Source organism: Paenibacillus gorillae (assembly GCF_000513275.1).
Lineage (GTDB): Bacteria > Bacillota > Bacilli > Paenibacillales > Paenibacillaceae > Pristimantibacillus > Pristimantibacillus gorillae.
This window is the reverse complement of the sequence record NZ_CBVJ010000095.1, coordinates 82,421-95,726: the sequence shown is the minus strand read 5'-3', so window position 1 is coordinate 95,726 and position 13,306 is coordinate 82,421. Positions and strand designations below refer to the sequence as shown.

Here is a 13,306-nt window from a genome sequence, read left to right as displayed (position 1 = left end):
GCTGCATTCGAGTCCATGGACCCGGATACAGCCTCTTTCATTTGCAAATCAGGTTATCGTTTTTTTAACTTATGCTTGCCGAATGCCTTAGCTTTGGCAGGCTTCTTGGAGGGAGCCTTTGCCGGATCGATTGGAGTGGCCGGAGCGGCTTCAGCTGCAGGAGCTTCTACGCTTTTTTCCACCGTATCCGATTCAACTTGTACCGCTCTGCCAAAATTAATCACGCCTTGATTTTTGACAATAATGACCTTACCGACACAGCACCACATAAAGGAGCAGCATCCTTCCCTATATTACAAGATTGGCAATGGCGAAGGATCGCCGAATGCTTTTCTTCTATATATATGGCGGACCAGCTTCCCGGGAGCGGTCGTTTGTACAGGTTAATAAGCCTGTTTAAGCTTTTTGCTCTGATTTAGAGCCACTATTGCTGTTGTCAGCATTCCCTGTACCTATGTCTCCAGGTTCCCAATTGAAATAAACGCCGTTCTCCAAATCATCGACAAATTTATGCAGCCAATTGTAATAGCTTTCGGCATGCCTCAGTTTGTGAAGATCCTTCAAGCCCTGCTCCCGCTCTTCTTCGGACGTACCAACTTCGAGAATCATCTCTGATAATGGGGGAATAACCTCCACAATTGCGCTGCGCATCACATCGATTTCCCGCCGCAGCTTCGTAACGAAAAACGCCTGAAACGCTTTGAAAAAATCCGTCTCCGCTGCGTAGAGCTCTTTACGATCCTGCTTCTCATTCAGCTTCGTGACCATTTTCGAATCGATCAGTGAACGTACGGCATAGCTCATATTGCTCTTACTCATATTCATGCTCGTCTGCATTTCTTCGAGCGTCATTGGCCGGTCTTCAAAAAACATAATGCCGTAAAGCTGTCCGAATGAATAGTTTGCTCCGTACAAATCCATCGTCTGCGCGATCGCGTCAATCACCTTAACCCGCAGTTCCTCTCCGACCGTTTCCGGCTCCTTCATCTTTCCAGAGTTCTCTTTCTTCACGATATAGCCTCCGACTGGGATCGAAAATTTACATAATATCCACTTAAAATTGATCTTGCGTTAACCATACGATAATGATTCGAACGTACAATAATTATTGAACAGAGGAAAGGAATGATCTTATTCTTTATCATTATATCAAATATTCAATCATTATTGAACATTAGAAAAGTGCTAATTAAGCTCTTATTGAAGAGGGAGGAACAATGAAACGATCTGCGATTGCTCAAGATTTCAAAGCTCTGCTTTTCACGTTGCCTGCGATGGTTCCATTGACTGTATTCTGGTTTGCACCGCTTGTCTACGTCATCTATCTCAGCTTTATGGAATGGGATTTTATGAATCCTGTCAAAGTATTCGTCGGGTTCGAAAACTATCAAAACTTGTTCAGCAACCCGGCCTTTTATGAATCGCTGAGAATTTCCATACTATTCTGCCTGGGCAGCGTACTGCCTGTCGTCATTGTTGGACTGGCGCTTGCGATGTTGCTAAGCAATAAATTCAAGGGAGGCGCGTTGTACCGGACCCTGATGTTCTCCCCTTGGGTGACGCCAACAGTTGCCGTCTCCATCGTCTGGTCCTGGATATATGAACCGGATGTTGGCCTTGCCAACAACCTGCTTCGTTTCATCGGCATCGACGGCATCCGCTGGCTGGAGGACCCCAATTGGGCATTAATCGGCGTCCTGCTCGTTACCGTATGGAAGTCAGCCGGCTGGTGCATGATCTTTTATCTGGTAGCGATCAAGAATGTACCGCCGGAGCTGCTTGAGGCGGCGGAGCTGGATGGTGCAAATGGCTGGCGCAAATTTACGAATGTAACCTTGCCGCTCATTTCGCCAACAACGTTCTTCCTGATTGTCGTACAGACCATTCAGGCGCTTCAAGCCTACGACCAGATCAACGTGCTGACGCAAGGCGGGCCGGCGGGCTCGACGCGCACGCTGCTTTATCTCTACTATCAATCGGCATTCGATTCCTTCCAGATCGGGGAAGCTTCTTCCGTTGCCATTACGCTTATTGTCGGCTGCGTCGTGCTATCGTTGTTCTCGTTCGCAGTCTCACGCCGCAATGTACATTACAACTAAGGGAGAAGGAGGACAAGCCTCATGCAAGGGTTAAAAGGGGTTCGGACCGTAGTCCGCCATATACTGCTGGCGGCTGCAGCTCTTATTATCGCATTCCCGTTTTATTGGATGGTTACGAATGCTTTGAAAACGAATGATGAAATTTGGCAGTTCCCGCCAACGCTATGGCCGCATGCGCCATTATGGAGCAATTTCGCCGACGCTTGGCATGCTGCGCCGTTCGCACGCTATATCGGCAACAGCGTTTTTGTAGCAGGTACAATTGTTGTCCTGCAAGTGATTAATTCCGGGATGATGGCTTATGCGCTCTCTCATATGAAATTCCGGTTAAAAGGTGTTTTCACCGCTGCCGTGCTAGTTGGTTACATGGTGCCAGCGACAGCCGTTTATTTGCCGAGCTACATCATTCTAGGTCAGCTCAATTTGCTCAATACGTACGGCGGGCTCATTTTATCCAACTGCGTAAGCGTGTTTTCGATCTTTTTGATCCGGCAAGCCTTCTTACAAGTGTCTCATGACATGGTAGAGGCCGGGATGATCGACGGAGCATCGCATTTCCGGATTTTATGGACCATTCTAATTCCGCTCACGCGTCCTTCTTTTGCTGTGTTGGCTCTGATTACCTTCATCGACCAGTACAACAACTACTTCTGGCCGATGCTTATTACGAAAGATCCGAGCATGCAGTTAATCTCGGCCGGACTTCGGAGCTTCTTTGTGGAAGGGGGTGCTTACGGACTGAAATGGCCTTTGATTATGGCAGCCAGCGCCTTTACGGTTGCGCCGCTGCTTGCACTGTTTCTGCTTACGCAAAAGACCATTATCAGCAGTGTCAATCTGACGGCAGGCGCAAGTAAAGGATAACGCTTTACGATGTAGAATCGATAAATGGAGGGAAACAACAAATGTTGCACTGGAAAAAAATGTTGACGGGGTTTGGGGTATTATCGATGCTGTTCGTGGCCGCTTGCGGTTCGACGACAGGTACAGGTACTAACGGAAGCAATGGGGGTCAGGCGCCGGCAAACGGCGAAGCGACACAACCGCCAGCAGCTACGGAGCCGGTAACGATCGAGTTCTGGTATGGGCTTGGCGGCAAGCTGGGTGAGAACATGCAAACGCTCATTAACAATTTCAACGCTTCGCAGAGCGAAGTAATCGTGAAGCCGGTTGTACAAGCTGATTACTCCGAGACAGAGAAAAAACTGCAAGCAGCGATTGCTGGCGGCAAAGTACCGGCAGCCGTTCTTTCCTCGAACGTAGATTGGGCACGCAAAGGCTATTATGCAACTTTGGATGAATTAATCGCTGGACAAGCCGACTTCAATGCGGCGGATGTTATTCCGACGTTCCTGGAGCAAGGCAAAGTAGACGGCAAACAATATTTCCTGCCGATGTACGGCACGACGCAAGTAATGTACTACCGGAAAGACGCATTGGCGAAAATCAACGTGAAGCCAGAGGACTTGACCACTTGGGAAGCACTGGCTAATGCAGCAAAAGAAATGACAGTTAAGAACGGTGCCCAAACTTCGTTCTACGGCTGGGAGCCAATGTGGGGCATGGAGAACATGATGGACGCGGTATTCGGCAAGGGCGGTTCCGTGCTTAGCGAAGACGGCAAAACCGTTACGATCGATTCTCCGGAATGGGTAGAAACTTGGGATCAATTCCGCAAATGGATTCATGAGGACAAAATCATGCGTATCCATTCCGGCGGACAAGGCTGGGAATATTGGTACAAAACGATTGATGATGTCATGAAAGGCCAAGCAGCAGGTTACACAGGTTCCAGCGGTGACCAGGGCGATCTGGACTTCAGCATTTTGGGCGCAATGGAGCAACCAGGCTGGGAAGGCAAAGGCCCAGGCAAACCAGTCGCAAGCGCAATTATGGCAGGTATTCCAGCAGGTGCAAGCCCAGAGCAGCAGCAAGCAGCGTTTAAATGGTTCACTTATTTCATGAATGCGGAAAATACGGCGTTCTGGTCCATGAACACTGGCTACATCGCAGTTCGCCAGTCCGCACAGGATGACCCGAAATTTGCGGCATTTACAAAAGAAAATCCGCAAAGCATGGTACCGCTCAAGCAAGCAGCACATGCATCGAAGCCGTTCCAAGATCCAACTGGCGGTAAAATTAACGACGCACTGAAGGTTGCGGCGGACAAAGTTCAAATCAGCAACGTACCGGCTGCGGAAGCACTGAAGGAAGCAAAGGAAAAAGCACAACGAGAACTTGACAAATTGAAGTAAGCAGGAGGGTTTGCGAATGGCTGAATTGACGATAGCGGGTGCAAGCTGCCGAATCGAAGGCATTTTATTCGACAAGGATGGTACGCTGATGGATTTTATCCATACGTGGGGATATTGGGGCGAGCGTCTGCTCACCCGGTTCTCCAGCCTGTTGGAGGAGAAGGGGCTGTCGCCTTTACCCGCCAAGGATTCGCTGCTGGGAACATTTGGCGGCGAGACTGGCACCATAACGGATTATGACCGGAACGGACCGCTCGCTATGGGTACGATTGAAGAGCAGATCGCCATTCTGGCGTGGCAAGGCTATCAAGCGGGCTTGTCTTGGGCAGAGTCCAAGGAAATGGCTTATGCAAGCAAAGGCTATGCAGACCGGGCATTGGAAGAAGCCCGGCAAGCCCGGCTGCTGCCTGACTTGCTGCCGCTTCTGGAGCAATGCCGCAATAACGGGCTGAAGCTTGCGGTGGTAACAGCCGATGACACGGAACCTGCGATTCGTCATTTGGAATGGCTTGGCATCGGCGAATATTTCACAGCTTGCGTGGGTAACGACGTAGTGGGACGGGGCAAACCGTTTCCTGATATGGCGGAGCTCGCTTGCCGCGAGCTGGGACTTTCCTGTTCACAGGTCGTCGTAATCGGTGATACGAACGGAGATATGCGGATGGCAAAAGCAGCCGGAGCCGCAGCCGCAATCGGGATTGCTGCGAGCGATGCCGCAACAGCTAAAGGGCTGCTGCCAGATGCTGACTGGACGATTACTTCCTATCGGGAGCTTGCGATTCGAGGCGATTCGCAATGAAAGAAGGCAGTGGCATCGGCTGGCTATTTCTAAGCATGGCAATTTTGCTGGAAGTGCTGGGCACGATGTCGATGAAGTGGTCGGAGAGCTTCACCCGGCTGCTTCCATCCATTATGATGTTCATTTTCTACGGCGCAAGTTTTACATCGCTTAACTATACGCTCGGCTATATGGGGGTAAGCACCGTTTATGCCACATGGTCCGGGGTCGGAATCGTACTCATCTCGTTAATCGGGTACTTTGTTTTTCAAGAAAAACTGTCGATCACTTCGATTTGCTGGATCGTTGTTATCGTTGTTGGTGTAGTGGGTTTGAATGCAAGCACCAAAGGTCATTAACCTGGAACGGAATCAATTAGAGGAGGTTGTCAATCGTGGAGAACACAATCGAATGCAAGCAGCTGCCGCTTCTCTCCTTTCAGGTCATAACCGATACGCATATTACGGCTGACCCGGAGCATACGCATAACCGCAATTTTGCCAGAGCGCTTGAAGATATTAGAGTAAATGCTCCTGATAGTGTTGGCATTATGCATGCCGGAGACGTTACCGATCACGGATTCCCGCAAGAGTATGAGGAACTGCGCCGCCTGCTTCGGGAACGCGGGGAATCGGCACCAGAGATTCATTTTACGATGGGCAATCATGACGTAGGTTTGGGCGAATGGCGAAGCCGGCTTTCGAATTTCAATGAGGCGACCCGGACGGCGGGCTCTTATCATGACCATTGGATCGAAGGCTATCATTTTATTTTTCTCGGGACGGAGCAGGGCTTGGAGCTGTTCTGCACGCTTTCTGAAGAGCAGCTGGCGTGGCTCCATGAGAAGCTGGGCGAAGATGCATCGCCGGATCGTCCGGTATTCGTATTTTTGCATCAGCCTTTAAAGGACACCGTCGCCGGTTCGTTCGAGGAGCAGAAGTGGTTCGGCGTAACCGAAGACGAGGAGCTGCAAGCCGTTCTGAACAAGCATCCTCAGGCGATGCTGTTCACCGGGCATACCCACTGGGAGCTGGAAGCCCGTCATACGGCTCATCAACTGGAAGAAAAGCAGCCAGCGATGTTTAACGCGGCGTCGGTCGCTTATCTGTGGACGGATGAAGATGAGCATAAGGACGGAAGCCAAGGCTACTATATTGAAGTGTATGGTGATCGGGTGCTCGTCAGAGGGCGTGACTTCGATCGCGGTGCATGGATCGAAGCGGCTCAATTTGAGGTAAAGCTTTCGGATTAGCTGCGTGGCAGGTACAGAAAAATATTTGAAGAAGTATGAAAGAAGTATGACAGAGTGCTGTCATACTTCTTTTTTTATAATAATAGCAGGGGCATGGAGCAATTTAGGATAAGCTTCAAGCTTTATATTTCCCGAAATCGTCTTATCGGAAAATGTGCTGCAGCACCGGGTTGATCATGGGATGTGTTATCGGACAGTAGTTCTGCTATACCGCAACAGTTGATAAGGTGTGTCAGGAGGATCGACTAGTGTATTAACGCTATAATGAATAGAATGACTCTCCCCCATGCGAAAGGAGATTGAACAATTACTATGGAAATTGCAAACTTGCTTCCGATTACTTCTAGAGAAGATTTGAGGGACTGGCTGCAGGAACATGGCAAGACGGAAAAATTCTGTTGGGTCTTAGTAAGTATGACGCCTAAGCCGGATATGCTGCTCTATTTGGACGTCGTTGAAGAGTGTTTATGCTTTGGCTGGATCGATGGAATCAAAAAGTCACACGCTGGAGCGGGGACGGCGCAGCGACTGTCTCCTAGGAGTAAAAAGAGCTCTTGGACGGAATTGAACAAAGAGCGCGTCCGCCGCCTTGAAAAGCTGGGCCTAATGAGCGATGAAGGCAGAAAAATTCTTCCTGATATGGCCTCTTTTGGAATAGATTGTGACATAGAACAAAGGCTGAAAGAGGATAGCCAAGTGTATGCGAATTTTTTGGCTCTTCCAGCTCTCTATAGCCGAGTACGGATTGACAACATACAAAGCATTAAAGATCAGCCGGAGCTGTTTCAGAGCAGATTAGACAAATTTATTGCCAACACCAAAGAAAATAAACTGTATGGTCAATGGCATGATAACGGACGCCTTCTGGAGTAGTGAGGTGCGCTGCGCTGGAATTAGTTAGACTCGAGGGCTTGAACCCACGAATCTCTGAGCATGTAGCTTATCTTCGCTAAGCTATTCCAACTCCAACTCCAACTCAGTCATCTTCGCTCTGGCCATAGACTCGGATTCACGAACCTTCTAGCACACCGTTACTAAGCTCTTCGAACCCCGTCCTCTCTCAAGAAGCACCGCCTATCGCTGTTCCGAACCCCCAACTTCCCCAAAAGTACCGTTACCATACTGCCGATTCGCCACGCTCCAGTAAAATAGTTCTTATGGCTGCTCCAACGAACCAGCTTCGCAAAATAGCGAAGCAAATTTCGTAGTTAGTGTGAGACGTGGGAGGCAATTTTGGCGGAGCGAAGCAAACTTCGCAAATGGAGAACCTAGGTTCACGGAAAGCGAAATTTGCTTCGCTAATTCGCAAACGCCGCGTCCCAACAGGCAGAATAGCGAAAATCGCTTCGTTAAACAGCGAAGCTGCTTCGCTCTAGCCTGTTGGTGCTTAAACTCTGCTGCTCCAGCGAATCAGCTTCGCAAAATAGCGAAGCAAACTTCGTAGTTAGTTGGTGGAGAGGACTGCAACGTTGGCGCAGCGAAGCAAACTTCGCAAATGGAGAACCTAGGTTCACGAAAAGCGAAATATGCTTCGCTAAACCGCAAACGCTCCGTCCCGACAGCCAGAGTAGCGAAAGCAGCTTCGTTACAATGCGAAGCTGCTTCGCTCTAGGCTGTTGGAGCTAAAGCTCTGCTGCTCCAGCGAACCAGCTTCGCAAAATAGCGAAGCAAACTTCGTAGTTAGTTGGCAGAGAGGACCACAACGTTGGCGCAGCGAAGCAAACTTCGCAAATGGAGAATCTAGGTTCACGGAAAGCGAAAATTGCTTCGCTAATTCGCAAACGCCTCGCCACGACTGCGAGAATAGCGAAAATTACTTCGTTAAACAGCGAAGCTGATTCGCTCCGGCCGACAGGTACGCTAAGCTCACTAGCTTAGCTACAGCCAAGCCTCATAACCTGTCTTGTCGGGCATGCTTAGCCCCACCCAACCCCGCTAGTATAAAAAATTGAACATGAATCCGACAAAAGACTAAATTGTGGCAGGCGCATGCGAAATGTTACAATTATGAGCGCAAAACGCGCTGCGTTTTAAGCGAACAATCGTTACAGCGTGCGATCAGCAGCAGTGACACCTTGACAGGGAAGTGACATCACGCATGTATAAATGGCTTTTCGTGAACAGAAGCATTCGAACGAAGATCGTATGGAGCAGCGTCGTCATCTCGCTTATTCCGATGCTGGTGCTGTCTTTTTTGTTTTACCGCAGCAGCAATTTGTCGCTGGAGAAGACGATGGTTCGCAGCGCGGATCAGAACGCAGCCTATCTCTCGGATGACTTGGATGAATATTTCCGTAATTTTACTTCCTCTGCTCTGCAAGTCTACGGCTTTAGCCGGATTACGAACATGATGGCGCATGGCGTAGATTACAACAATGCAGATACGATCAACCTTCGGGAGTCGTTAGCCAGCTATTATCTGCTTGTCGTCAATAAGAATACGGACATTATCAAGATTATGATCTATGGTCAGAACAACGAACTAAAGGATACATGGTCAAGGGCGTCAAGCTACGATACGATTCGGCTGGGACAGGGCACTCCCCACTTCAAGGAGATGCTCGATTTGCCATTTCAGCATACCTTGATGTACACCTACCGCGAGCCGATGCTGAATCAAGATTTATTTGTCTATTCCATTACGATTTATGACCCGTTTTACCGCAAAAAATTTGGCTCTATGGTATTTTTCGTACAGCATAAAGAGCTGACCAAAAAAATTCGAATCAATGAACCGGCCTCCGAACGTCATCTCATTGCAAAATACGTTCGGCGAGACCTTTTATCGAACCAACCAAGATTACCCGGATGAGGTGCAGCCATACGCAAGGCCGGATGAACCCCCTATTGAACGGACGAGGGAATTGCATTTTTCGAAAAGCAAGGATTTGCTTGTCAATCAGTCTAAGCTGGACCACGCCAATATCGGGTTAACGATTCTTTATCCGGCAACGGAGCTTGCCCAAAACCGCAAAAATACGATGTTCATCATTATCGGCGCGGTTGCTTTCGTCATTTTTATCGTTGCCGTATGCTCCATGCTCGTGCAGAAATCGATTACGAGACCGATACAACTGCTTGGAAAAGCGATGAAGTCCGTACGCGGGGGCGACTTCCATGTCACCTTGGAGCCAAGGCGCTATCGTGACGATCTGTCGGAGCTGATGCGCAACTTCAACTTCATGACGGATAAAATCCGGGAGCTGATCGAGACGGAGTACCAGATGCAGCTCCGTAACAAAGAGGCACAAATTTTAACGCTGCAGATGCAGATCAATCCTCATTTTCTCTATAATACGCTCCAGACGATTGGCGGCAAGGCGGTGCTCATCGGCGAATATGATATCCATGAAATGTGCCGGGCGCTGGCCGATATGTTCCGCTACAGCTTTTACGAGGGCAATATGGAATCGACGATCACGCAGGAGCTGGCGCACGTGAACAACTATTTGTACATTCAGCAGCTTCGATTTGAGGAATCGATCTCGACCGAATTTGAAATTGAGCCCGATCTGATGGACGTCTCTATCATTCGCTTTGTCATGCAGCCGATTATTGAGAATGTAGTTGTGCATGTTCTGGACAAGCAAAGTGAAGGCCAGCTTAGGATACGGCTAGCTGCATACCGACAGGATGAATCCGTAATCGTGGAGCTGCGGGACAACGGCTCTGGCATCGAGCCGGACAAGCTGTCCGCACTGCAGCGCAATCTGGAGAAACGTTCCCTTGAAGTGCTCTCGGGCGTCTCTATCGGTCTGAAAAACGTACATGAACGCATCCGGCTCGTCTATGGCGAACCGTACGGACTGGAGCTGGACAGCCAGCTAGGGAAAGGAACGACGATTCGAATTCGAATCCCCTACAAGAAACGAGGGATGAATGATGTATAAAATAATGGTGGTCGACGATGAAGCGCTAAGCCGCAAAACGATCGTCAAAATGATAGATGAGCTGGGACTCCAGACGGAAGTAATTGCAGAAGCGAAGCATGGGGAAGAGGCGCTTCAGCTCATTCAGATCAACAAACCACATATCGTCGTTACGGACATGAATATGCCGGTGATGAACGGACAGCAGTTTCTGGAGACGCTGTACCGCGAATTCAGCGAGATTAGAGTGATCGTCATCAGCGGTTATTCGCAATTTGAATATTTGAAGGCGGCACTGACCTTCCAGGCTTGCGAGTATGTTCTGAAGCCGGTCGCCGTTGCAGAGCTGCGCGGGGCGCTCACCAAAGCGATTGAAGCGGTGAGTGAATACTCCAGCAGGCAGCAGGAACGGAAGTCTTCCCGAGAGATGATGAAGCTGCGGCGTGAAGACTTTCTTCAGCATGTAGCCAACAAGCGGATTACGAATAAATTCGATATTCAATCACAGGCAGAGGAGCTGGGACTTGCACCGGCGCTGTCTGCGGACGGCTATCGGGTCGCGGTCTGTGTCATTCGCCAGTTCAAGGAAATAGCGCGGATCAAATTTCATGGCAATGCCGATCTGTTTATGTTTTGTCTCGAAAATATTATGTACGAGCTGTTGCCGCAGGAAGAGCATGCCTGGATCTACAAATCGGATGACCGGTTTCGCCTCTGCCTCATATTGCCGGTCACTTCCTTCCACAAGAAGCGTACAGAAGAAACGCTGCTTGCCTTTCATAAGGCCGTCCACCAGACACTTGGCGGCGACGTAGCGGTGGGAATTAGCGCTGAGTTTGGCGGCTTGGAAAAGCTGCCGGAGGCATACGGAGCAGCGATTGACGCCTATGAACATAACCGTTTTGCCGGAAACGGCCTAACCGTCCGTCACGGGGAAGCCGGTGAGCGGGCATCCGGGCTGGAGCTGCTCGCCTCGTTCGATCTGAAGCGGCTTGGACAGGCGTTCGGCTCGGGAAAAGCGAAGGATATGCGGGGCATTATGAGTGACTTTGTACGGAAGCTGGGGCAGCATGCCGAGGCGTCAATTCGCGACGTACATCGGGAGCTATTTAAAATCCGGCAAGCCGCTATTTCCGAAATGAACGGTATCGCGGCGGCAGAGCCTGCTTTATTTGAGCCGCAAGCCGTTGAAGCGGTGCTTAGTCCGCTGGAGCTGCGATCTTTTCTAGACAGATTGGCTTCGGCGGCAGAGGACTTTAGCAAAAATCGTGACATGCCTGAATCGGTTCAGATCGTCCGGCAAATCGCGCAATATATGGATGAGCATTACTTCGAGGATATCGGCTTAATCGACATTGCAACCCGTCATTACATGGACCCGGCTTATTTGAGCAAGCTGTTCAAGGCGGTCACCGATGAGAATTTTATCGAGTATTTGACGCGCAAGCGGATGGAGAAGGCTTGCGAACTGCTGTGCTCTCCTGAGCGGAAGGTGAATGAAATTGCGGAGCTGGTCGGTTATGAGAATCAGCGGTATTTCAGCCAAGTATTCAAGAAATTTACCGGTCGCACACCCTCTGAGTACCGCGAAGCATTCGGCCAGTTGTAGCTGCCTTTTTCAAAAAAATAAACATGAGGCTCACAATAAATTGGATTACCGTTCCTCCCGGCGGCTAGTAAGCTAGGTTCAGAACAAGCAAGTTGTTCCCGTATAAATCGAGGAGGGGTTACAGAATGAAAAAAGCTTTAAGCCTGATTATCGTATCAGCGCTCCTGACCGTGCTTCTGGCAGCATGCGGCTCATCTAATGAAAAGCCGGAAAGCACCGCCGCCCCAACAAACGGCGAGAATCAAGGAGGCAAGCCAGTCACCATTTCCTTCATGCACTTCAAGAGTGATTTCACAGACGGTGTAGCGAAAATCGTCGAGCAGTTCGAGACAGAAAATCCGTTGATCAAAGTTAACGTACAGCCGGTCAAATATGATGACTACTACACGCTGCTGAAAACAAAGCTGGCGAGCGGTGACATCGTAGACGTCTTCACGCTGAATGCAGGAGCGCAGACGAAGCTGTTCTCCGACGGCGGCTACCTGGAAGATTTGACAGGCAAGCCGTTTCTGGCCGACTTCGAAGAAGCGGTACTGAAGTCGCAATCGACTGACGGTAAAAACTACGTCATGCCGGTTAACGCCAACCCGATCGCAGTCTTTTACAATAAACAAATTTTCACAGAGCTCGGCATCGAAATTCCACGGACGTATGACGCGCTGATCGAGGCGGGGAAAAAGATCAAGGAAGCGGGCAAAACGCCGTTCGCCTTGGGCTGGAAAGATCCTTGGACACTGAGCATGTGGCTGTCACGCGATATGCCTAGTAACTCTGCACTCGTAAACAATCAGCCGGATTTCTTCGAGAAGCTGGAGACAGGCTCCGTTAAATTTGCTGACAACCCGGCGACTAGAACGATGATCGAGCATGCTCAGCAGTTGTTCGAACTCGGCAACAAAGATCAGCTTGGCGTTGATTACAACGGTGCGGTTGACCTGTTCGCCAAGGGCGACGTTGGCATGATGTACATGGGCACATGGCCGCTTGCTGATATTCAGAAGAAAAATCCGGACCTCTATAACAACATGGGCTACTTCCCGTACCCGTTCAGCAACGATGAGAGCCTGAACAAGCTGGAATTCAACCCGGATGCTTCTATCGCGATTAACACGAAATCTCCGAACAAAGAAGCAGCAGAGAAATTCCTCGCATTTCTGGCAAGCAAAGAAGGCGGAGATCTGTGGGTTAAGAACCTGAATTCCCTCAGCTATGTAAAAGGAACCGATACGAACATTGCGCCGGCAGTCAATGATTTGAAGCCTTACTTTGACAGCGGCGAGATGTACGATTCCCAGCTCTACCTGGCTAAGACGACGATTGACTGGGGAACGCCGTTTACCCAATCGCTGCAAAAGCTGTTCTTCAAAAAATCAACTATTGATCAAGTCATTCAAGAGATGGACGACTGGATTGCGAAAAACCACAATTAACGCTCTTTAATAAG

13 protein-coding genes are annotated in these 13,306 nt (G+C 49.6%); 11 read left to right on the top strand and 2 right to left on the bottom strand.

All coding sequences use genetic code 11. From position 1 onward, the window contains the following. Positions 1 to 53: 53 nt before the first annotated feature. Both TY10_RS17305 and TY10_RS17300 read right to left on the bottom strand, forming a co-directional pair. A complete protein-coding gene (locus TY10_RS17305) occupies positions 54 to 269 on the bottom strand; it encodes a hypothetical protein (protein ID WP_042166076.1) in 216 nt (71 codons plus the stop codon). Between the two features lie 127 nt (positions 270 to 396). Continuing rightward, on the bottom strand, positions 397 to 987 hold the full coding sequence (locus TY10_RS17300; protein ID WP_081735341.1) for a GbsR/MarR family transcriptional regulator: 591 nt from the start codon (positions 985 to 987) through the stop codon (positions 397 to 399). A 230-nt stretch (positions 988 to 1,217) separates the two neighbouring features. On the opposite strand from TY10_RS17300, the gene TY10_RS17295 reads away from it, so the two are divergent. The 11 genes from TY10_RS17295 to TY10_RS17245 all read left to right on the top strand — a co-directional run bounded on the left by TY10_RS17295 (position 1,218) and on the right by TY10_RS17245 (position 13,292). Beyond that, positions 1,218 to 2,099, top strand: coding sequence for a carbohydrate ABC transporter permease (locus TY10_RS17295; RefSeq protein ID WP_042166073.1), 882 nt, complete (start codon positions 1,218 to 1,220; stop codon positions 2,097 to 2,099). Between the two features lie 21 nt (positions 2,100 to 2,120). Continuing rightward, the gene (locus TY10_RS17290; protein ID WP_042166071.1) at positions 2,121 to 2,963 is read left to right on the top strand and encodes a carbohydrate ABC transporter permease; all 843 of its coding nucleotides are present in this window, start codon (positions 2,121 to 2,123) and stop codon (positions 2,961 to 2,963) included. Positions 2,964 to 3,004: 41 nt separating this feature from the next. Continuing rightward, positions 3,005 to 4,354 carry an ABC transporter substrate-binding protein gene (locus tag TY10_RS17285; RefSeq protein ID WP_042166068.1) on the top strand — a complete coding sequence of 450 codons (1,350 nt, stop codon included), beginning with the start codon at positions 3,005 to 3,007 and terminating at the stop codon, positions 4,352 to 4,354. A 16-nt stretch (positions 4,355 to 4,370) separates the two neighbouring features. Continuing rightward, the gene (locus TY10_RS17280; protein ID WP_042166067.1) at positions 4,371 to 5,153 is read left to right on the top strand and encodes an HAD family hydrolase; all 783 of its coding nucleotides are present in this window, start codon (positions 4,371 to 4,373) and stop codon (positions 5,151 to 5,153) included. Continuing rightward, positions 5,150 to 5,491: a DMT family transporter gene (locus tag TY10_RS17275; RefSeq protein WP_042166064.1), complete on the top strand. Its 342-nt coding sequence runs from the start codon at positions 5,150 to 5,152 to the stop codon at positions 5,489 to 5,491. The genes TY10_RS17280 and TY10_RS17275 overlap by 4 nt, the downstream gene beginning before the upstream one ends. Positions 5,492 to 5,526: 35 nt before the next feature. Next, positions 5,527 to 6,384 carry a metallophosphoesterase family protein gene (locus TY10_RS17270; RefSeq protein WP_042166062.1) on the top strand — a complete coding sequence of 286 codons (858 nt, stop codon included), beginning with the start codon at positions 5,527 to 5,529 and terminating at the stop codon, positions 6,382 to 6,384. A gap of 312 nt (positions 6,385 to 6,696) precedes the next feature. Then, positions 6,697 to 7,257 carry a YdeI/OmpD-associated family protein gene (locus tag TY10_RS17265; protein ID WP_042166060.1) on the top strand — a complete coding sequence of 187 codons (561 nt, stop codon included), beginning with the start codon at positions 6,697 to 6,699 and terminating at the stop codon, positions 7,255 to 7,257. 1,225 nt (positions 7,258 to 8,482) lie between these two features. After that, positions 8,483 to 9,196 (top strand): hypothetical protein, encoded by a 714-nt coding sequence (locus TY10_RS31680; protein ID WP_042166057.1) that lies wholly within the window; start codon positions 8,483 to 8,485, stop codon positions 9,194 to 9,196. Then, positions 9,114 to 10,274, top strand: coding sequence for a sensor histidine kinase (locus tag TY10_RS31675; protein WP_238327734.1), 1,161 nt, complete (start codon positions 9,114 to 9,116; stop codon positions 10,272 to 10,274). Before TY10_RS31680 ends, TY10_RS31675 begins: the two co-directional genes overlap by 83 nt. After that, complete coding sequence (locus TY10_RS17250; RefSeq protein ID WP_081735335.1) at positions 10,264 to 11,862, top strand: response regulator; 1,599 nt, start codon at positions 10,264 to 10,266, stop codon at positions 11,860 to 11,862. The genes TY10_RS31675 and TY10_RS17250 overlap by 11 nt, the downstream gene beginning before the upstream one ends. Before the next feature lie 125 nt (positions 11,863 to 11,987). Then, the gene (locus TY10_RS17245) at positions 11,988 to 13,292 is read left to right on the top strand and encodes an ABC transporter substrate-binding protein (RefSeq protein ID WP_042166049.1); all 1,305 of its coding nucleotides are present in this window, start codon (positions 11,988 to 11,990) and stop codon (positions 13,290 to 13,292) included. Positions 13,293 to 13,306: the final 14 nt, after the last annotated feature.

What these genes read in the sequence shown, in the direction of transcription:
- TY10_RS17305 (WP_042166076.1), bottom strand. Translation starts at nt 269, where the DNA reads ATGTGGTGCTGTGTCGGTAAGGTCATTATTGTCAAAAATCAAGGCGTG.
- TY10_RS17300 (WP_081735341.1), bottom strand. Translation starts at nt 987, where the DNA reads ATGAAGGAGCCGGAAACGGTCGGAGAGGAACTGCGGGTTAAGGTGATT.
- TY10_RS17295 (WP_042166073.1), top strand. Translation starts at nt 1,218, where the DNA reads ATGAAACGATCTGCGATTGCTCAAGATTTCAAAGCTCTGCTTTTCACG.
- TY10_RS17290 (WP_042166071.1), top strand. Translation starts at nt 2,121, where the DNA reads ATGCAAGGGTTAAAAGGGGTTCGGACCGTAGTCCGCCATATACTGCTG.
- TY10_RS17285 (WP_042166068.1), top strand. Translation starts at nt 3,005, where the DNA reads ATGTTGCACTGGAAAAAAATGTTGACGGGGTTTGGGGTATTATCGATG.
- TY10_RS17280 (WP_042166067.1), top strand. Translation starts at nt 4,371, where the DNA reads ATGGCTGAATTGACGATAGCGGGTGCAAGCTGCCGAATCGAAGGCATT.
- TY10_RS17275 (WP_042166064.1), top strand. Translation starts at nt 5,150, where the DNA reads ATGAAAGAAGGCAGTGGCATCGGCTGGCTATTTCTAAGCATGGCAATT.
- TY10_RS17265 (WP_042166060.1), top strand. Translation starts at nt 6,697, where the DNA reads ATGGAAATTGCAAACTTGCTTCCGATTACTTCTAGAGAAGATTTGAGG.
- TY10_RS31680 (WP_042166057.1), top strand. Translation starts at nt 8,483, where the DNA reads ATGTATAAATGGCTTTTCGTGAACAGAAGCATTCGAACGAAGATCGTA.
- TY10_RS31675 (WP_238327734.1), top strand. Translation starts at nt 9,114, where the DNA reads ATGAACCGGCCTCCGAACGTCATCTCATTGCAAAATACGTTCGGCGAG.
- TY10_RS17250 (WP_081735335.1), top strand. Translation starts at nt 10,264, where the DNA reads ATGATGTATAAAATAATGGTGGTCGACGATGAAGCGCTAAGCCGCAAA.
- TY10_RS17245 (WP_042166049.1), top strand. Translation starts at nt 11,988, where the DNA reads ATGAAAAAAGCTTTAAGCCTGATTATCGTATCAGCGCTCCTGACCGTG.